The sequence below is a fragment of the Klebsiella sp. 141153 genome, from assembly GCF_032601995.1.
In the GTDB taxonomy this organism is placed as follows: Bacteria; Pseudomonadota; Gammaproteobacteria; order Enterobacterales; family Enterobacteriaceae; genus Klebsiella; species Klebsiella aerogenes.
Genome location: NZ_JAQIRJ010000005.1, coordinates 158,435 through 176,835, shown reverse-complemented (window position 1 = coordinate 176,835; position 18,401 = coordinate 158,435). Strand labels below are relative to the sequence as shown.

General features: G+C 53.6%; 21 protein-coding genes and 1 other RNA gene. 10 read left to right on the top strand and 12 right to left on the bottom strand.

Annotated features, from left to right (window positions below; genetic code table 11):
* Positions 1-32: 32 nt before the first annotated feature.
* A complete protein-coding gene (gene tesB, locus PGS10_RS12055) occupies positions 33-896 on the bottom strand; it encodes an acyl-CoA thioesterase II (RefSeq protein WP_045393568.1) in 864 nt (287 codons plus the stop codon).
* 220 nt (positions 897-1,116) lie between these two features.
* On the opposite strand from tesB, the gene PGS10_RS12050 reads away from it, so the two are divergent.
* Positions 1,117-1,629, top strand: coding sequence for a YbaY family lipoprotein (locus tag PGS10_RS12050; RefSeq protein WP_047047039.1), 513 nt, complete (start codon positions 1,117-1,119; stop codon positions 1,627-1,629).
* 38 nt (positions 1,630-1,667) lie between these two features.
* Here PGS10_RS12050 and PGS10_RS12045 read toward each other — a convergent pair whose 3' ends face one another.
* On the bottom strand, positions 1,668-1,982 hold the full coding sequence (locus PGS10_RS12045) for an MGMT family protein (protein WP_015367931.1): 315 nt from the start codon (positions 1,980-1,982) through the stop codon (positions 1,668-1,670).
* Between the two features lie 60 nt (positions 1,983-2,042).
* Positions 2,043-2,441, bottom strand: a complete 399-nt coding sequence (locus PGS10_RS12040; RefSeq protein ID WP_045393563.1) for a hypothetical protein — start codon at positions 2,439-2,441, stop codon at positions 2,043-2,045.
* Between the two features lie 254 nt (positions 2,442-2,695).
* On the opposite strand from PGS10_RS12040, the gene ffs reads away from it, so the two are divergent.
* The 3 genes from ffs (at position 2,696) to PGS10_RS12025 (ending at position 3,575) form a co-directional block, all read left to right on the top strand.
* Positions 2,696-2,792, top strand: an RNA gene (gene ffs, locus PGS10_RS12035) — signal recognition particle sRNA small type.
* Between the two features lie 313 nt (positions 2,793-3,105).
* Positions 3,106-3,363: a hypothetical protein gene (locus PGS10_RS12030; protein WP_015367929.1), complete on the top strand. Its 258-nt coding sequence runs from the start codon at positions 3,106-3,108 to the stop codon at positions 3,361-3,363.
* The gene (locus tag PGS10_RS12025; RefSeq protein ID WP_015367928.1) at positions 3,360-3,575 is read left to right on the top strand and encodes a hypothetical protein; all 216 of its coding nucleotides are present in this window, start codon (positions 3,360-3,362) and stop codon (positions 3,573-3,575) included. Before PGS10_RS12030 ends, PGS10_RS12025 begins: the two co-directional genes overlap by 4 nt.
* 132 nt (positions 3,576-3,707) lie before the next feature.
* On the opposite strand, the gene PGS10_RS12020 is transcribed toward PGS10_RS12025, so the two are convergent.
* Positions 3,708-5,135 carry a PLP-dependent aminotransferase family protein gene (locus PGS10_RS12020; protein WP_315709544.1) on the bottom strand — a complete coding sequence of 476 codons (1,428 nt, stop codon included), beginning with the start codon at positions 5,133-5,135 and terminating at the stop codon, positions 3,708-3,710.
* An 87-nt stretch (positions 5,136-5,222) separates the two neighbouring features.
* On the opposite strand from PGS10_RS12020, the gene PGS10_RS12015 reads away from it, so the two are divergent.
* Both PGS10_RS12015 and PGS10_RS12010 read left to right on the top strand, forming a co-directional pair.
* Positions 5,223-5,837, top strand: coding sequence for a YczE/YyaS/YitT family protein (locus tag PGS10_RS12015; protein ID WP_045393554.1), 615 nt, complete (start codon positions 5,223-5,225; stop codon positions 5,835-5,837).
* 88 nt (positions 5,838-5,925) lie between these two features.
* Positions 5,926-6,279, top strand: a complete 354-nt coding sequence (locus PGS10_RS12010; protein WP_015367925.1) for a DUF1428 domain-containing protein — start codon at positions 5,926-5,928, stop codon at positions 6,277-6,279.
* A 41-nt stretch (positions 6,280-6,320) separates the two neighbouring features.
* Here PGS10_RS12010 and PGS10_RS12005 read toward each other — a convergent pair whose 3' ends face one another.
* Positions 6,321-7,880 (bottom strand): EAL domain-containing protein, encoded by a 1,560-nt coding sequence (locus PGS10_RS12005; protein ID WP_047047049.1) that lies wholly within the window; start codon positions 7,878-7,880, stop codon positions 6,321-6,323.
* 220 nt (positions 7,881-8,100) lie between these two features.
* Here PGS10_RS12005 and PGS10_RS12000 point away from each other — a divergent pair, with 220 nt between their 5' ends.
* Positions 8,101-8,361 (top strand): type B 50S ribosomal protein L31, encoded by a 261-nt coding sequence (locus PGS10_RS12000; RefSeq protein ID WP_316422995.1) that lies wholly within the window; start codon positions 8,101-8,103, stop codon positions 8,359-8,361.
* Positions 8,362-8,363: 2 nt separating this feature from the next.
* On the top strand, positions 8,364-8,504 hold the full coding sequence (ykgO, locus tag PGS10_RS11995; protein ID WP_003859006.1) for a type B 50S ribosomal protein L36: 141 nt from the start codon (positions 8,364-8,366) through the stop codon (positions 8,502-8,504).
* On the opposite strand, the gene PGS10_RS11990 is transcribed toward ykgO, so the two are convergent.
* Positions 8,501-9,211, bottom strand: coding sequence for a GNAT family N-acetyltransferase (locus tag PGS10_RS11990; protein ID WP_045393548.1), 711 nt, complete (start codon positions 9,209-9,211; stop codon positions 8,501-8,503). The two genes, ykgO and PGS10_RS11990, sit on opposite strands and share 4 nt — an antisense overlap.
* Positions 9,212-9,313: 102 nt before the next feature.
* Between PGS10_RS11990 and PGS10_RS11985 the strand changes: the two genes are divergently transcribed.
* Positions 9,314-10,768, top strand: a complete 1,455-nt coding sequence (locus tag PGS10_RS11985) for a PLP-dependent aminotransferase family protein (RefSeq protein ID WP_316423076.1) — start codon at positions 9,314-9,316, stop codon at positions 10,766-10,768.
* Here PGS10_RS11985 and PGS10_RS11980 read toward each other — a convergent pair.
* From PGS10_RS11980 to acrA, 6 genes are all read right to left on the bottom strand, one after another.
* Complete coding sequence (locus PGS10_RS11980) at positions 10,743-11,207, bottom strand: YlaC family protein (protein WP_047047056.1); 465 nt, start codon at positions 11,205-11,207, stop codon at positions 10,743-10,745. The genes PGS10_RS11985 and PGS10_RS11980 overlap by 26 nt on opposite strands.
* 127 nt (positions 11,208-11,334) lie before the next feature.
* Positions 11,335-11,895 carry a maltose O-acetyltransferase gene (gene maa, locus PGS10_RS11975; RefSeq protein WP_045393539.1) on the bottom strand — a complete coding sequence of 187 codons (561 nt, stop codon included), beginning with the start codon at positions 11,893-11,895 and terminating at the stop codon, positions 11,335-11,337.
* Between the two features lie 131 nt (positions 11,896-12,026).
* Positions 12,027-12,245: an HHA domain-containing protein gene (locus PGS10_RS11970; RefSeq protein ID WP_015367918.1), complete on the bottom strand. Its 219-nt coding sequence runs from the start codon at positions 12,243-12,245 to the stop codon at positions 12,027-12,029.
* Between the two features lie 26 nt (positions 12,246-12,271).
* Complete coding sequence (tomB, locus tag PGS10_RS11965) at positions 12,272-12,646, bottom strand: Hha toxicity modulator TomB (RefSeq protein WP_045393536.1); 375 nt, start codon at positions 12,644-12,646, stop codon at positions 12,272-12,274.
* Between the two features lie 473 nt (positions 12,647-13,119).
* Positions 13,120-16,266, bottom strand: a complete 3,147-nt coding sequence (gene acrB / locus PGS10_RS11960) for a multidrug efflux RND transporter permease subunit AcrB (RefSeq protein ID WP_047047062.1) — start codon at positions 16,264-16,266, stop codon at positions 13,120-13,122.
* Positions 16,267-16,288: 22 nt separating this feature from the next.
* Positions 16,289-17,488 carry a multidrug efflux RND transporter periplasmic adaptor subunit AcrA gene (gene acrA, locus PGS10_RS11955; protein ID WP_045393531.1) on the bottom strand — a complete coding sequence of 400 codons (1,200 nt, stop codon included), beginning with the start codon at positions 17,486-17,488 and terminating at the stop codon, positions 16,289-16,291.
* A gap of 141 nt (positions 17,489-17,629) precedes the next feature.
* Between acrA and acrR the strand changes: the two genes are divergently transcribed.
* A complete protein-coding gene (acrR, locus tag PGS10_RS11950; protein WP_316422992.1) occupies positions 17,630-18,280 on the top strand; it encodes a multidrug efflux transporter transcriptional repressor AcrR in 651 nt (216 codons plus the stop codon).
* The last annotated feature ends 121 nt before the right edge of the window (positions 18,281-18,401 follow it).

Below are 18,401 nucleotides of genomic sequence, written 5' to 3'. Positions count from 1 at the left end.
GGTAAGCGGGCCCGTTGTGGGCCCGTCGCGAATTAGTTATTGCGGTTACGCATGACGCCTTCCTGCACCGTCGAGGCGACCAGAATACCGTCCTGGGTATAGAATTCGCCGCGAACAAAGCCGCGGGCGCTGGAGGCAGAGGTGCTTTCGACGCTGTACAGCAGCCATTCGTTGATGTTGAACGGGCGGTGGAACCACATTGAGTGGTCAATGGTGGCGACCTGCATACCTGGTTCAAGGAAACCGACGCCGTGCGGCTGCAGCGCAACCGGCAGGAAATTAAAATCAGATGCATAGCCCAGCAGCGACTGGTGGACACGAATATCATCCGGCACTACGCCGTTGGCGCGGATCCACACCTGGCGGGTGGGTTCGGCAACGTGGCCTTTCAGCGGGTTATGGAACTCTACCGGGCGAATTTCCAGCGGTTTGTCGCTGAGAAACTTCTCTTTCGCCTGCGGCGGCAACAAATGCGCCAGCTTACGGGCGATATCGGTTTCAGAGGGCAGACCTTCCGGCGAAGGCGCTGCCGGCATTGCTTTTTGATGTTCGTAGCCCGGTTCCGGCGCCTGGAACGAGGCGGTCATGTAAAAGATGGGTTTACCGTGCTGGATAGCCGCCACCCGGCGAGCGCTGAAGCTGTTGCCGTCTCGTAGTACTTCAACATCATAAACGATAGGTTTCTGGCTATCGCCAGGACGCAGAAAGTAACTATGAAAGGAGTGAATCAGGCGGCCCTCAGGCACGGTTTCTTTGGCGGCATACAGCGCCTGACCGACCACCTGACCGCCGAAGACCTGACGTAAGCCGAGATCTTCGCTCTGCCCGCGAAACAGCCCTTCTTCAATTTTTTCCAGATTTAATAATGCCAGCAGATTGGTTAGAGCCTGACTCATAGATACCCTCAATTAATGATAGCGGCGCTGACGCAGCGCATATTGAGGGCAAGTATAACCTGGAATCTCAAGTGGTCCGATGGGTGTAATAATCTGAATAAATGCCCCTTTCCGGGAATTATTCTGAGATCTGTGCCACACTTATTCACGATACTAATGTCTTAGCCATCGTGATGGCAGGACGTACTCCTGTGACTAAAGGGATGAAAAGGAGAACATAATGAAATTTGCCTATATGTTAAGTGCTATCGCCGTTGCTGCGGCCTTATCCGCCTGTGCGAATAATTCGAACAGCAACGCCGCTCATCAGACGACGGCACCCGATCCTTACGGCATTGCCTCACTGAGCTCCTCGCAGCAACAGCCTAATGTTTCCGGGACTATCAATATTCGCCAACGGGTAGCGTTACCGCCGGATGCGGTACTGACCGTGACGTTGTCTGATGCGTCGCTTGCCGATGCGCCAGCCCGCGTATTGTCGCAAAAAGCGGTCCGTACAGAAGGTAAGCAGGCGCCGTTCAACTTTGTTCTGCCGTATAACCAGGCGGATATCAAACCGAACGCGCGGATCCTGCTGAGTTCGGCGATTACCGTAAATGGCCAGCTGATGTTTATTACCGATACCGTACAGACCGTGATTACCCAGGGCGGTAACCGCGCCGATCTGGTGCTGGTGCCGGTGCAGCATGCGCCAGTGCCGGTGGCTAATGATATGGCGCCGATGGCGCAATAAACGTCTTCATGCCCCTGTTCAGGGGCATTTTTTTGCCCTTAATAAACCCAGCGATAGTGTTGCAGGTCGATATGCCCGCTGCCGGAGACCTGGACGCCTTCCGCCAGCAGCGCCTGACGTTGGCGCTGCAGGTCGGGGCCGGTCAGCGAAATATCGCCGTGGCGATTCACCACCCGGTGCCATGGCAGGGTTGAGCCTTCCGGTAGGCGCTTTAACACGCCGCCTACCTGTCGCGCCGCGCGCGGCGAACCCGCCAGCAGAGCGACATCGCCGTAGGTGGTGACATACCCTTCCGGAATTGAGGCGACTATCTGCCAGACCCGCTGGGGAAAGCTGTCGTGGGCGTCCTCCATCATCACTCCTTCACGTGAGAAAAGCTCAGAATAAGCGCTTGACCGCGTGCTGTACAGCCGTCACAGGACGGTGAATTCCAGCGCCAGCCCGAGGATCTGCATACCGTGAATATTGTCATGCGGGCTGGTGGCGATCAGGCTTTCGAGGAATTTTAGCCGCTGCGATTGCGCATTGATAATGAGCTTGCCGCGCAGCGTCGGGTATTTGAGCGATGAGATGGGATAGACCACCCGGCCTTTGACCTCAACGGGCAGCTTACGTAGCTCGACGTGTTGCAACACGCCCACCGTGGAAAAGAGCAGGGCAACGGGGGTCACCGACAGCAGCGGCGCGCTACTGATGCTGACGAAATCCAGCAGCAGCTCGGGGCGTAGAAAATTCATGCCGTGAAAGGGGACGGTTACGCCATCAATGGCGGGCATGGGCAAGGTAGTGGTGGGGCGTGGCGATTGAGTCATGCGATTACCGTAGCGACAACACGTTGAAAAGACCCAGGATGAACAAGTATGGCGGGTTGCGGTAAACTGTGCCGCGATGGGGCTCGCAATCTCTCTCATTGCTGGGGCATTAGGCCGGGTAAAGGCACTATTTGCCGGGAAATCCGACGTTTTGCATAATAAACCAGCAGCTGGACGCGAGTGGCTTGCAATTCAGGAGTGCTATAGGGATAATGCGCCAGCGCGTTGGTTATCAACGCTCTCAATGGGGGCTCTGTTGGTTCTCCCGCAACGCTACTCTGTTTACCAGGTCAGGTCCGGAAGGAAGCAGCCAGAGCAGACGACGTGTGTGCCGGGATGTAGCTGGCAGGGCCCCCACCCAATTCCGGGTACCCTGATTTAATCTCCCTTCATTTGCTGTGCTTTTATTCTCTGCTACTATTATAAGCAATCTCACTTCATTTATTGTTTTACGTTACTAAAACGACGCTTTTTCATTCCTTAATTGTGCATTGTCATAAATGTGAAATAATAATGACATACTAATGTCATCTTCATGTCATATATAATGGGCAAATTATTTCCTGGAATTACCAGATATTATTAAGGATAAATAATATCTCTGGATCAAGATGTTAACTTCGTGTATTAATTATGATGATTTTATTGCACGGGAAGCGTGATCATGACCACAGTAGTTCTGAATGTGAAAATTGACGCAGAGTTAAAAGATAAACTGCGTCATTATGCGGAAGTCAATAACGAGAATTTAGGCACGGCAACGGAGAAGCTGCTGCAATTGGCGCTGGCGGCCATTGATTCAGCAGACGAGGCGGGGGTTTCGCATGAGGATATTGATAACCAGCATACCGAAGAGGAAGCGTCGCCGTTAACCCCTAAAGAAATCAAAGCATTACGCAAACTTCTGAAGAAGAAAAGATGAAACAACAATTCTCTACAGCCAGCAGTTACAGTGAAGCCTGTGACCTGCTGCGTTCCGGGTACGTTAAGCACGTGCGCCTGAACTGGAATATCGGTAGTGATGAGTTTTTTCGCATTGCTTCCGACTGGTGTGAAACCGGCGCAAAAATAAAAAAAGATGACGATGGCTTTATTATTTCGCTAAAAGGTTTTCCAATTCCGCGCCAGCATTAATGAAATGATTACGCGGTTGTCATTTTAATGACATGCGGCGTAGGCAAGATGGCACTGCAATTTTATAAAACATCTCATATTCATCATGGATGGTGGTTTTTGACGGGCTGATTCCAGCCCGTCGATATTTTATTATATTATTTTACGCATTCGCGTCATTTCTTTCTGTTGCGTAAGGGACTGCCACAGCGGTTGTAAAATGCTGAAGGCGTTGCGCAATTCCGTATCCGGCAGGGTGAAAGGCAAACGTAAATAACGATCGAAGGCCCCCTCCAGGCCGAAACGCGTACCGGTACCGATATGAATGCCGGCATTCTCCGCACGTACTGAGAACTGTGTCGCTAACATTTCCGGCAGCTCCACCCAAAATGACAGCCCGCCCTCGGGGACGCAAAAGCGCCAGTGGGGAAAATATTCCGCCATTAATGCGGCGCACATATCGCGACGCGCGGCCAGCATCGCACGCCGTTGCGGCAATAACGCCTTTTCGTTTTCCAGTAGCCAACGGCAAGCCAGCTGCTCTAGCAGCGGCGAGCCGAGATCGAGCGTATCCCGCGCCTGGATGAGCGAGGCGATAGTCGACGCGGGCGCGCGGATCCAGCCAACTCGCAGTCCACCCCAGAACGTTTTCCCCGCGGAACCAATAGTGATTATCGGCGCTTCAGGATTGAAAGCCGCCAGCGGCGGCGGCGGCGGGGCGTTGTACCATAAATCCACCATCGTCTCGTCGGCAACCAGCGTCGTTCGCGTGCTGGCGGCCAGATCGGCGACGCGCTGCCGGGTCTCGCTATCCATGCAGCGGCCGGTGGGATTATGAAAATCCGGCATCATAAAGGCCAGCCGCGGCGAGGTTTGCGCAATGGTTGCCGCCAGTCCGTCGCAGTCCCAGCCCTTTTCCGGTAACGCCACGCCTACTGGCCGGCAGGAGGCGCCGCGAATGGCGTTAATTGCCATCGGATAGGAGGGAGCATCAACCACCACCCGGTCGCCTGGCCCGGTTAACAAACGCAGTACCAGGGCAAATCCGCTCAGCGCGCCATTTACGATCATGATTTCATCTGCCTGCGTCGGCAGTGCGCGTTCGCTATAGCGGCGGGCAATCACCGTGCGTAAATCGACTAACCCCTGCTGATCGTACCCGGTATAGGACAAATACTGCGGCATCAGCGTCAGCGCGTGGCTGTAGGCTTGATGAATTTCCGGTCCGGCGCTGAGGGCGGCGGTGGCGAGATTGACCGAAGGCGCCGAAAGCGTCTGTTCACCGGGCAGCAGAGGGCCGGCAGGTAGCGCAATGCGTGAACCACTCCCCTGGCGACTTTGCAGATAGCCTTCTTCTCGCAATAACCCCAGCGCGCTGGCGATAGTGGTGCGGCTAACATTTAGCGCCGTCGCCAGTTCTCGTTCGCCGGGCAAACGGGTCTCCAGCGCCAGCCTTCCATCAAGGATCAATAGACGCAGCGCTTCCGCCAGCTGCCGCCACAGCGGCGCGCGCGAGGAAGGGGCCTGCCAGTTGCCGAGCAGGCGTACCAGCGATTGTGTTCCAAAACGACGTACTGACATAGCGATCCACTTTTCAAAAACTGGCCATTAATTACCAATCCATTTTTGCTGATGATGGGGGAGTTCGCAATACATACTGAGGTGTTTATGGTCCGTCGTTTGCTACAACTTTATATCGGTCTGGTTCTCTATGGCGTGTCGACGGCGTTATTCGTCCATGCCAACCTCGGGGCCGATCCGTGGGATGTGTTTCATCTGGGGGTGGCGAAACAGCTTAATATCAGTTTCGGCACGGTGATTATTGTGACCGGCGCCGCGGTGCTGCTGCTGTGGATCCCGCTGCGCCAGATGCCGGGTCTCGGCACCATTAGCAATGTCATCGTGCTGGGCCTTGCGGCCGATGCCACTCTCGCGGTACTTCCGCCGCTGGAATCGCTGCCCGCGCGTAGCCTGCTGCTAGCCGGCGCGGTGGTGATGAATGCGATAGCGACCGGGATGTATATCGGCGCCGGTTTTGGCCCCGGACCGCGCGATGGCCTGATGACCGGATTGCACGCGCGGACCGGCTGGTCGCTGCGTGGTATCCGTACCGCCATCGAAGTCTCGGTGCTGCTAATTGGCTGGCTGCTGGGCGGTAAAGTCGGGGTTGGCACCGTGGTTTACGCCTTTGCTATCGGACCGCTGATCCAGCTATTTTTGCCCTGGTTCCGTCAACCGCGGCCAGTCAGTGCGGCGGCTAAAAGCCGGGAACTGGCGTCCTGAAATCGCCGTTCGCAATAGCAGCGACTAAACTTATCACTCAGACGCCGACGGATATGCCGCCGGCGCTGTTCACTTCGGAGACTCACTCATGAAGTATGTTGATGGTTTTGTCGTTGCCGTCCCTGCGGAAAATAAGGAGGCATACCGCGAACTGGCAGCAAAATCGGCGCCGTTGTTTAAAGAGTTTGGCGCCACGCGCGTGGTGGAGTGTTGGTCGGATGATGTCCCGGAAGGGAAGCTGACGGATTTCCGCATGTCGGTTAAAGCGCAGGCGGATGAGGAAGTGGTATTCAGTTGGATCGAGTACCCGTCTAAAGAGATCAGGGACGCGGCCAATGCGAAAATGATGAGCGACCCGCGGATCAAAGCGCTTAGCGATAGCTTGCCCTTTGACGGCAAACGCATGATCTTCGGCGGTTTTGCGCCGATTCTTGACGAGTAAATCCGGCGGCGCGACTGGTTACCAGCGCGCCGCACATGATATTAATGCGCTTTAATATTATTTTCCGCCCACTGAATAAATTCCTCTTTCGGCAGCGCCTTACAGTACAGCCAGCCTTGTGCGTAATTGACGCCATGCGCGCGCAGCCAGTCGCGCTGAGCGGGGGTTTCCACCCCTTCGGCGACGATCGCCAGATTCAGCGCCTTCGCCATGTCAATGATATGTGGCGTGAGAGGTTTATATTCCAGCGTATCGACAAATGACTTATCGATCTTCAGCGTATCCACATCCAGCGTCTGCAGGTAGCTGAGGCTGGAATAACCGGTGCCGAAATCATCAATCGAGATCCGGTGTCCCGCCTGGCGATAGCCAATAATCACCGGCAGGGTGGTTTGCGGATCGACAAAGCCGCGTTCGGTAAGCTCAAGGGGGATCTGTTCCGCGTTGATTCCCCAGCGCGCCAGCTGCTCCTTGAGTAGTTTGGGTAGCGTGGGCGAGCGTAGGTCGTCCACCGACAGATTAATAGAAATGTGCATCTGCGGATGATGGCGCAGCCAGGGACCGAGATCGGAAAAGATTTTACGCACGATATCCTCGGTCAACCGGGTGATAAGCCCGGTTTGCTCGGCTAGCGGGATGAAAATATCCGGTGATAAAAAGGTCCCATCCGGCTGCTGCCAGCGGGCCAGCGCTTCGGCGCCGGCGATTTTACCATCCTCCAGCGAGACGATCGGCTGATAGTAAACCTGGATGGCATCGGATTGCAGCGCATCCAGCATGCCATAACGCGGCGAGCGTAATCTGCGCAGCAGGCGCAGAAGTAAAAAAGAGGTCAACAGGCTGGTAAAGAGCCCAATCGGCAGCCATAGCAGCAGCTGCTGGCGAAGGCGCGCATCCAGTGGCTGCGTGGACGACCAACTGGCGACGCCAAGACCCAGTTCAGGGATGATATGCACGCGATAGACGGTGTCATTCAGCGTCAGCGTCTCGCTATGGAGGTTTTTAATTCGCGTCCAAACCGCGGGATCGATCGGTTGGCTACTGATCACCACCTGATCGTGCTCGGTGCCGAATAATATCGTGTGGATCTTTTCCTGACCGGTGGCGATAACATCAATAAACGACACCGGGTCGATCATCACAATATGATTTTTATTGCCGAAAGCGGTCATGCGATGCTGCAGGCCGAGGTCATTGATCGAGGTAAGCCAGGTGCTGTAACCGTCGGCAGTCACGTGGTCGGGGGGCGGAAACGTGACTGAGACCTGGTGATCCTCAAGCGATGAGCACATCGGCACCGAATTACGCAGCCAGAGTACTTCCTGCACATAGCGATGGGTGTAGGCAATGCGGCGCATATTCAACAGATGTTCTGGCGAACAGGCGGTGGCGGTGTGCGCATCGGCTTCTTGTAATGCTTCTTTGGCCTGAGCAGCGACCTGTTCCACGCGCATCACAATGCGTTTTGAGTAGTGGTCGAGCTCGCTATAAAACTGCGCCTGCGCCTGACGCATTGCCAGCCAGATACTTAAGGCGATGGGCAGCACGATCGCGAGAATAAGTACCCCTGTAACCAGACTCATTAAATGGCGAGTCGTCATGGGTATGTCCTTATTTTAACGGGGAATTGCTCTGAGTATACGCGAAAGCGAAAAAAAGACCCGGATCGCGAATGCCGCGATTTGGGAGAAGGGGGGCAAATCATCGCCTCCTGAGACATCGCGTGGTTCTTGCTGAAACCGTTAATTTCCTGTGGTTGATCTTTGGCGTTCAACGGTGTACCTTAATTGTTATGTTATAACATATTAATTGAGGTTCGCTATGAAAGCTAATATTCATCCGCACTACCGTACCGTCGTTTTCCACGATACGAGCGTGAACGAGTACTTCAAAGTGGGATCCACTATTAAAACCGAGTGTGAGATTGAACTGGATGGCGTGACCTATCCGTATGTCACCTTAGATGTTTCGTCTAAATCCCATCCGTATTACACCGGTAAGCAGAAAACGCATGCCACCGAAGGTAGCGCCGCTCGTTTCCGTCAGCGCTTCGGTGGTTTTATTGATGCCAAAAGGAGCTAAATATGCAGGTACTGAACTCATTGCGTAGCGCTAAACAGCGCCACCCGGATTGCCAGATAGTGAAACGCAAAGGGCGGCTGTACGTTATCTGCAAAAGCAATCCGCGTTTTAAAGCGGTGCAGGGACGTAAAAAACGGCGTTAATTCGTAGGCTTGCGGAAGCTCTCCAGCGTGCGATATTGCTGGCCGTTGGCATCAAAATTACCAGCGGCCAGCCACTGGCGCATCGCGCTATCCACCTGCGGCCACTCGCTATCGATAATGGAAAACCAGTCGGTATCGCGATTGTGGCCTTTTATCACCAGCGCTTGTCGAAAGCGCCCCTCGAACTGAAAGCCTAAGCGCAGCGCCGCGCGCCGCGATGGTTCATTCAGGCTATTGCATTTCCACTCATAGCGACGGTAGCCGAGCGACTCAAAGACATAACGCATCAGCAACCACTGTGCCTCGGTGGCCATCGCTTTGCGGCTCAGCAGCGGCGAAAAGTGAACATGGCCGACTTCAACGACGCCGTTTTTGGCGTCAATACGCATTAGCGCTAACGATCCGACCGGCTGCCCACTCTGTTCATCAATTACCGCGAAGTGAAGCGGGTCGTTAAGCTCGCTGATGCTGGCAATCCAGGCGCTGAACTCGGCAACGCTGTTTTCCGGTTCACGCAAAAGCCAGGTCCAGGCGCGGGTATCAGGCGCCTGTCTATAGGCGTTGAACAGCGCTTGCGCGTGTTTAACGGCAAGCGGTTCCAGGCGGCATGACTGTCCTTGTAAGGTCTGGCGCTGCGGCCATGGGCGTGGCTGCCAGTCAGGTAAAGCGTCGCCAACGAGTTGGTTAAATTGGTTGTATTGCGTCATCAGTCAAGTCCTGTTTGCGGGAAGAGTCCTGAGATTAAACATCTGCTGGTTCCATAAAAAGTGCCATCCGGGTATCTTTTCATGGTGCCACGAGGAGCAATGATGAATATACCGGACGATGCTTTTTTTGCCTTGCTGACGCGCGGGATACAGCTGCGGGGAGACGCGACGCTACAGCGCGCGCTGTATCAGACGCTGCGCGAGGCCATTTTACAGGGCGAATTACTTAGCCATAGCCGGTTGCCGGGCGCCCGCGTTATTGCTCAACGTGCTGGCGTATCGCGCAATACCGTAAACAGCGCCCTGGAGCAGCTGGCGATAGAGGGATATCTAAACCGCAGTCGTCAGGGGACGTATGTCGCGGCGCTCAATATGCTGGCGGAAAGCGAGCCGACGCCGCCAACGTTTGTTTTACCTGAGCGCTTGCGCACGCTACCGCAGCCGGGTCGACGGGATTCTCCGGCACTGTTGTTGACTACCGGAATGCCCGCGGTGAACTACTTCCCGCTGGCTATCTGGCGTCGTTTGCTCGATCGGGTACTGCGCGAGAACGGCAGTACGATTCTTGGGTATGGGGAGGCGGCCGGTGAACCAGCGCTGCGCGAGGCGATTGCCCGTCATCTGACCTTATCCCGGGGCATACGCTGCACAGCGCGGCAAATTGTGATTACTGAAGGCGCGCTGGAGGGGGTTAATCTTTGCACGCATCTGCTGAGCGAGGCGGGGGATACCGCCTGGGTCGAAGAACCCGGTTATTTCGGCGCCAAAAGCGTGTTTATTAAAGCCGGATTGCAAATAAAAGGGATTGCGGTTGATAGCGATGGCATGCGGCCAGATATCGCGGACGAGCCGCCGCCACGGCTTATTTTTACCTCACCTTCGCACCAGTACCCGAGCGGGGCGGTGATGAGCGCCGGCCGCCGTCTGGCGTTGCTGGAGTATGCCCGCCAGCATAACGTATGGATTATTGAAGACGACTATGACAGCGAGTTTCGCTACAGCGGCGAACCCATTCAGGCGATGCTCGGCATGGTGACGCAGGCGCCGGTGGTTTATCTTGGCACCTTCAGTAAAACGCTTTTCCCGTCACTGAGAATAGGATTTGCGGTAATGCCTCCTGCGCTGGCCGAGGCGGCGCAGGAGGCGATCGGCGCGCTGTTGCGCGGCGGCCATCGACTGGAACAGCGCGCGCTGGCGCTGTTCATCGAAGAGGGGCATTATGCGCGCCATCTGGCTTCAATGTGCCGATTGTATCGTCGGCGTCAGCAGCTGTTACGCGAGGCGGTCGCAAGCGAATTCGAGCTGGCGAATGATATTTGGGGCGGAGAGGGCGGGCTGCATTTAACCGTCGCCATTGATGGCATCGACGATGTGCAAATTGTCGAGCAGGCGCGACGGTATCAAATGGCGCCAGCGGCGCTAAGCCGCTTTTATCTTAACCCACAGACCGCGCGTAGCGGCCTGGTATTGGGTTATGGTAATACGTCCGCGGCGCATTTCGTCGCGTCGCTGCGGACGTTGAACCGGCTAATCAGGCAGCAACGCGGGTCAGGGTGAAGACATCGTAGAACGAGAGTTCCCCTTTGGTGGCGATCATTTTCTGCAACTGGGCTTTCTGTTCATGGCCGACCTGCGGCGATTGCAGAATGCCGTCAATTAGCTGCTCAGGTACGAAGCGGGTGTTATACCATTCACCGTTATAACAGACGCGAAAATCGAGCACGTCGATATCTTCATAACGGTAGCGCGGGTAGACGTCAAAGAAGAAGAAGCCATTCAACAGGACAAACAGGACGACCAGTAGCCATACGGAATCAACCAGCGTCTCAGAGCGCAGCATGACGACGAGCGTGGCCAAAAAGGCGGCGTACATGGCGACAAATAGCCACGGGTGATTGCGAATAAAACTGATACTAAAACGCGGGCGATTATCGCGTTTTTCTTTTTCGTTCAGTTCCTCAATGGTGTTGGTTAGCAGGCGCTGTATTTCTGTCATTTTAGTCCCCGATTCTTCGTAGAGCCCGGCATTTCAGGCTCTACGGCTCAGTTTGGCGGTTATTTTATGTTGCCGGAGACTAGGGTTAAAGTAACAGATCAGTTACAGAAAAGCATAACAGTTACTATTATTCGGTTAATAGCAGCTTGATGATTTGTGCAGGATTACCGCCGACTACTGCATTGGCCGGCACATCTTTTACCACCACGGCACCGGATGCGATAACCGCGTTGTCACCGATGGTGACGCCGGGGTTGATGACCGCCCGGCCGCCAATCCACACGTTATGGCCGATAACCACCGGTTTTCCATACTCGATACCGCTATTACGTTCCGTCGGATCGAGCGGATGGGTCGCAGTATAGATGTGAACGCCCGGCGCCAGCATACAGTTATCACCAATCCGAATCGGGCAAACATCAAGCATTACGCAGTCAAAGTTAGCGTAAAAATTGGCGCCGAGGCTGATGTTATAGCCATAATCGCAGCGGAAAGTGGGCTCGATATACGCGTCGGTGGGCTTGCCAAATAGTTCGCTCAGCAGTGCCGCACGCGATTCGCGTTCATCCGGAGCAGAGTGGTTATAGCGGTGCAGTACCTGCCTTGCATACAGGCGGTCTGCTTTTAGCGTTGCGTCTCCAGCAAGGTAAGGTTCGCCGGCGATCATTTTCCTTTTTTCTTCGCTCATGGTCTTCTCCTGGTTAAAGAAGAAACAGTATAAAGCGAAACCGGTTTCATATGCAGCAATATGGGACTCAGGCGTTTAATATCCCGAGTGATCCCTGTTGACGCGCCGTGGTATTAATGACAGAAAATGAACTAGCGGATAAATTTCCATACTGAAGTTGGGATTTTGTCGTATAGCTTATTCATGGTCAATTCAGCAAGACGATGATCGGCTGCTGAGTAAAATACCGCCAATTCATTGTCGGAAAGTTCATATTTATTCTTTTCAATTACGCGCTCCAGCGTATCAATTGTCTGACAGCGGCGTAAACGCATCAAATAGTCTGTTTTAGTTAATGGTTTACCAGACATCATTTCACCTTTTGAATGTAATAATTCTAACAAGAAAGACTTACCGGGTTCTCCCGGCTGGCGTTCACAAAGCATCGGAATAAGCGATTGCCGGATTTACGCCATTTTTGGAGATCGCTTGTGTTTATGCCATAGCTACTGAACAGCATAAAAGTGTCATCCAGGTATTCGTCAAGCTGAGAAATCAGCTTATTATCCTCAGCATACTTAATTTTATAATTAAGCGCGTAAGTTGCTATGTGCTCGATCAATTCATTTAATTGAAGATTCACCGCCGAAGTGGGATCGTTAACCCAGCCGCGGTTGCTCTCTTCCAGGTTTGCAAGGCAGTCATGATACAGGGTTTCGCAGAGAAATCTAAGCTGCGCGATATCATGTCTTTTTGGCGAGTACTCGTCCATAACACATCCCCTTGTAAGTGGTTTAAACGACGACTAACAAACACCGTTGTGGGATGAAGACCAGGCTCAAACATTGTAATCCTGTGATTTAACTATAATCCAGTCTCAAAAACATTTCACCGTGCTATTACGAAAAATTACAATAAATACGGTTAATTTATCTTAAAAAAACAGATTCTATTATACGAATTCCTTTTATGTTTGGCGAAACTGGAACGTCAGCCTTATATATCATCAGGTTATCTGATTGACGCCTGCCTGCAGCGAAAAGGTTGTTGGGAGGTTGTTGGTAATTAAGAATATTCTGAATGAAGCCTGATGGTGAAGCCAATAACGGAAATCTTAATAAAGATAGAACAACGTTCATCAATGTATATTATATGTCAGAACGTAAAATAAACAATAACAATGTGTGCGTTTAAAAACCCCCTAAAGAAAAAGGGCCGCAAATGCGGCCCTTAGCTTAAGCAAGATTAATGATGCTCAACCGGATGGTTATGCTCAATATCTTCAGTTTTCTTACTGAAGCGGCGACGAACCACCACGAAGAATACCGGCACGAAGAAGATGGCCAGAACCGTCGCGGTCACCATCCCGCCCATTACGCCAGTACCGACGGCGTTCTGCGCGCCGGAACCTGCGCCGGAGCTGATAACCAGCGGCATTACCCCAAGGATAAACGCCAGAGAGGTCATCAGGATTGGACGCAGACGCATACGTACTGCTTCCAGCGTCGCTTCAATCAGGCCTTTGCCTTCTTTTTCCATCAGGTCTTTGGCGAATTCAACGATAAGTATCGCGTTCTTCGCCGACAGACCGATGGTCGTCAGCAGGCCGACCTGGAAGTAAACGTCGTTAGTCAGTCCGCGGAAGGTTGCCGCTAACAGCGCGCCGACAACACCCAACGGTACCACCAGCATGACGGAGAACGGAATCGACCAGCTTTCGTACAACGCCGCCAGACACAGGAAGACGACGATAAGCGAAATGGCGTACAGCGCTGGGGCCTGGTTGCCGGACAGGCGTTCCTGATAGGACATACCGGTCCAGTCGTAGCCGACGCCAGAAGGCAGTTTGCTTGCCAACTGTTCCATCATCGCCATCGCTTCACCCGTACTGCGTCCCGGTGCGGCCTGACCGAGGATTTCCATCGATGGCAGACCGTTGTAACGCTCCAGACGCGGTGAACCATATTCCCAATGGGAAGTGGAGAAGGCGGAGAACGGCACCATCTGACCATCGCTGCCGCGTACATACCAGTTGCCGATGTCTTCTGGCAGCATACGGTATTTCGCTTCAGACATGACGTACACTTTCTTCACGCGACCGCGGTCGATGAAGTCGTTGACGTAGCTGCCGCCCCAGGCCGCGCCAAGGGTAGTGTTGATGTCGCTAATTGAAACGCCAAGCGCCTGCGCTTTTTCCTGATCGATATCGATCTTGAACTGCGGCGTATCTTCCAGGCCGTTAGGACGCACGCCAACCAGAAGGTCAGGATGCTGAGCGACCATACCAAACAGCTGGTTACGCGCCTGAGTTAATTTCTCATGCCCTAAACCACCCTGATCGATGAGCTGGAAGTCAAAGCCGGTAGCGGTACCCAGTTCGACGATCGCCGGCAGGTTAAAGGCGAAGACCATCGCATCTTTAATCTGCGAGAAACGGGCCATCGCGCGACCGGTAATCGCTTCAACTTTGTTTTCTGAACCCGGGCGTTGGCTCCAGTCTTTTAACGACACGAAGGCGATACCGGTGTTCTGACCGCGACCCGCAAAACCAAAGCCGTTAACCGCGAACACCGATTCAACGTTGTTCTTCTCTTTGGTCAGGTAGTAGTCAGTCATCTCATCAAGGACTTTCTGCGTACGTTCCTGACTCGCGCCCGCCGGAAGCTGCGCCATACTCAGGAATACGCCCTGGTCTTCATCCGGCAAGAAGGAGCTTGGCAGACGAACGAACAGGTAAGCCATACCGATGACGATAATCAGATACAGCACCAGGTAACGACCGGTACTACGCAGAATGTTGCCTACGCTGTCGGTGTAGTGGTGCGTGCTCTTATCGAACATGCGGTTAAACCAGCCAAAGAAGCCTTTGTGCTCGCCATGGCCGCCTTTCTGAATCGGTTTCAGCATGGTGGCGCACAGCGCTGGCGTCAGAATCAGGGCCACCAGTACCGACAGCGCCATCGCGGACACGATAGTAATCGAGAACTGGCGATAAATCGCGCCGGTTGAACCGCCGAAGAAGGCCATCGGGATAAATACCGCAGACAGCACCATCGCAATACCGACCAACGCGCCCTGAATCTGACCCATTGACTTACGGGTCGCTTCTTTCGGCGGCAATCCTTCCTCCGCCATCACGCGCTCGACGTTTTCTACCACCACGATGGCGTCATCCACCAGCAAGCCGATGGCGAGCACCATCCCGAACATCGTCAGGGTGTTTATCGAGAAGCCAAATACCGCCAGGATGGCGAATGTCCCGAGCAATACCACCGGTACCGCGATGGTCGGGATCAGCGTGGCGCGGAAGTTCTGCAGGAACAGATACATGACCAGGAACACCAGGATGATCGCTTCCACCAGCGTTTTTACCACTTCATGAATAGAGATCTTCACGAACGGGGTAGTATCGTACGGGTAGACGATTTTCAGGCCTGACGGGAAGTACGGTTCCATCTTCGCCAGCTCGGCGCGGATGGCGTTGGCGGTATCCAGGGCGTTAGCGCCGGTCGCCAGTTTAATCCCCAGACCGGAAGCCGGTTGGCCGTTGAACTTCGCGATGATGTCGTAGTTTTCGCCGCCGAGCTCAACTTTCGCCACATCGCGCAGACGAACCTGTGAACCATCCTGATTGACTTTCAGCAGGATTTTGCTGAATTCATCTGCGGAGGTTAAACGAGTCTGGGCGATGATCGAGGCGTTCAACTGCTGGCCTTTCACCGGCGGCGTACCGCCTAACTGGCCCGCCGCGACCTGGGCGTTCTGCGCTTTAATAGCGTTGATGACATCTACCGGAGTCAACTGGAAGTTGTTCAGCTTCGTCGGGTCCATCCAGATACGCATCGCGTACTGGGAACCGAACAGCTGAACGTCGCCGACGCCGGAGGTACGGCTGATGGCATCCTTCATATTGGCGCCCACGTAGTCGGAAATATCCTCCTGCGTCATGGTGCCGTTAGTGTTGATAACCCCGACAACCATCAGGAAGCTACTGGAGGATTTCTCCACGCTCACGCCCTGTTGTTGTACTTCCTGCGGCAGCAGCGGCATCGCCAGCTGCAGCTTGTTCTGCACCTGTACCTGGGCGATGTCTGCGTCAGTACCGGACTGGAAGGTTAGGGTGATCTGCACCGTACCGGTGGAGTCACTGTTTGAGGACATGTACATCAGGTTATCGATACCGTTCATGTTCTGTTCGATAACCTGTGTCACGGTATCCTGCACCGTTTTCGCATCAGCCCCCGGGTAGGTGGCTGAGATCGTCACTGCTGGCGGCGCAATCGTTGGATATTGCGCCACGGGGAGTTTCATAATCGAAAGCCCCCCGGCCAACATGATGATTATGGCGATCACCCATGCAAATATGGGGCGATCGATAAAGAAATTAGGCATGTCTTAACGGCTCCTGTTTAAGTTAAGACTTGGTTTGTTCAGACTGAGCGTTCGCGTTACCGGCGGTTTGCTGTTGGTTGTCTGAAGCTACTTCCTGCGCTTTTACCTGTACGCCTGGTTTGACTTTTTGCAGGCCAGCGACGATCACGCGATCGCCGGATTTCAGACCTTCGGTCACTAACCACTTATCGCCGATAGCTTGAGTCGCGGTGACCTGGCGAACTTCAACTTTGTCGCCTTCGCCAACCACCATCACGCTGGCATCGCCGCGCGGGGTACGGGTAACTCCCTGTTGCGGAACCAGCAGCGCATCCGGGTTAATACCTTCTTCCAGGCGCGCGCGGACGAACATCCCTGGCAGCAGGGTGTGGTCCGGGTTCGGGAAGATCGCGCGCAGCGTGATAGAACCGGTGGTCTGGTCAACGGTGACATCAGAGAATTCCAGCGTGCCGTCTTGCGGGTATTTCAGACCGTCGTTGGTCACCAGTTCGACTTTCGCTTTGCCGTTTTCTTGCTTCAGTTTACCGTTCGCCAGTTCCTGTTTCAGACGCAGGAAATCGTTGCTCGATTGGGTAACGTCAACATAAATAGGATCTAACTGTTGAACGGTCGCCAGTGCGGTAGCTTGCCCGTTTTGCACCAGCGCGCCCTCGGTGACCGCGGATTTACCAATGCGGCCGCTGATTGGCGAAGTCACTTTGGTATAAGCCAGGTTGATGCGCGCGGTTTCAACCGCGGCTTTTGCCGCGACGACGGCGGCGTTGCTTTGCTGAGCGTCGGCAACGGCGGTGTCGTAGTCTTGTTGACTGATGTATTTCGTGCCAAGCAGTTTCTGATAACGTTTGACCGTCAACTGAGCGATGTTTGCGGCGGCCTGGGCTTTCGCTAAGTCGCCTTTGGCGCTTTCATAGCTGGCCTGATAGGTTGCCGGATCGATCTGATAAAGAGACACCCCCGCCTGAATATCGCTGCCTTCAACGAAGTTACGTTTCAGAATAATGCCACTTACCTGAGGACGGACTTCTGCGACACGATAAGCATTGGTACGGCCAGGAAGTTCAGTGGTGATTTGTAGAGGTGCGGATTTGAGCGTGACAATGCCAACTTCCGGCATTTGCTGGGCTCCTTGTTGAGCCGGTTTATCGTCACATCCTGTTAGCGCTAAGCTGCCTGAGAGCATCAGAACGACCGCCAGAGGCGTTAACCCTCTGTTTTTGTTCATATGTAAACCTCGAGTGTCCAATTTCAAATTTTCAGTGGCTCAAACGTCCACAAACCCACTTCAGTCTTTCTATTATGGTCATGCTATGGTACATACATTCATAAATGTATGTAAACGCAACCTCTGTAAAGTCATCAACCTATGGCACGAAAAACCAAACAACAGGCACTTGAAACCCGGCAACTGATTCTTGACGTTGCCCTGCGTTTGTTTTCGCAGCAAGGCGTATCATCTACCTCGTTGGCCGCGATTGCAAAAGCTGCCGGAGTGACCAGGGGCGCGATTTACTGGCATTTCAAAAACAAATCCGATCTGTTTAATGAAATATGGAGTCTTTCGGACGCCAGCATTAGCGATCTCGAAGTTGAGTATCGGGCAAAATTCCCTAACGATCCACTGTCAGTTGTTCGCGAAATACTGGTCTATATCCTCGAAGCGACGGTAGTAGAGGAGCGTAGACGCCTGATGATGGAAATCATCTTCCATAAATGCGAATTTGTCGGAGAAATGGCCGTTGTCCAACAAGCACAGCGCAGTTTATGGCTTGAAAGCTACGATCGTATTGAGCAAACATTAAAAGAGTGTATCACTGCTCAACAATTACCTGCGAATTTACTCACTCGCCGTGCGGCAATTCTGATGCGTAGTTATCTTTCCGGATTAATGGAGAATTGGCTTTTCGCGCCTGAGACCTTTAATCTTCATGTGGAAGCTCGCGCTTATGTAGACACGCTCATTGAGATGTATCAAACCTGTCCATCGTTGCGTAGCCCGTCTGCAATTGTGGCCTGACGACCGGGAGTAAATAAAGGTAAATTTTACTTATCTCTGCCGCTATTCGCGCGCGGGGAGAAGTGCTATTCTGCGCGCTGCGACGACCCCCGGTATTCTCCGGCATTTGCAACCATTCATG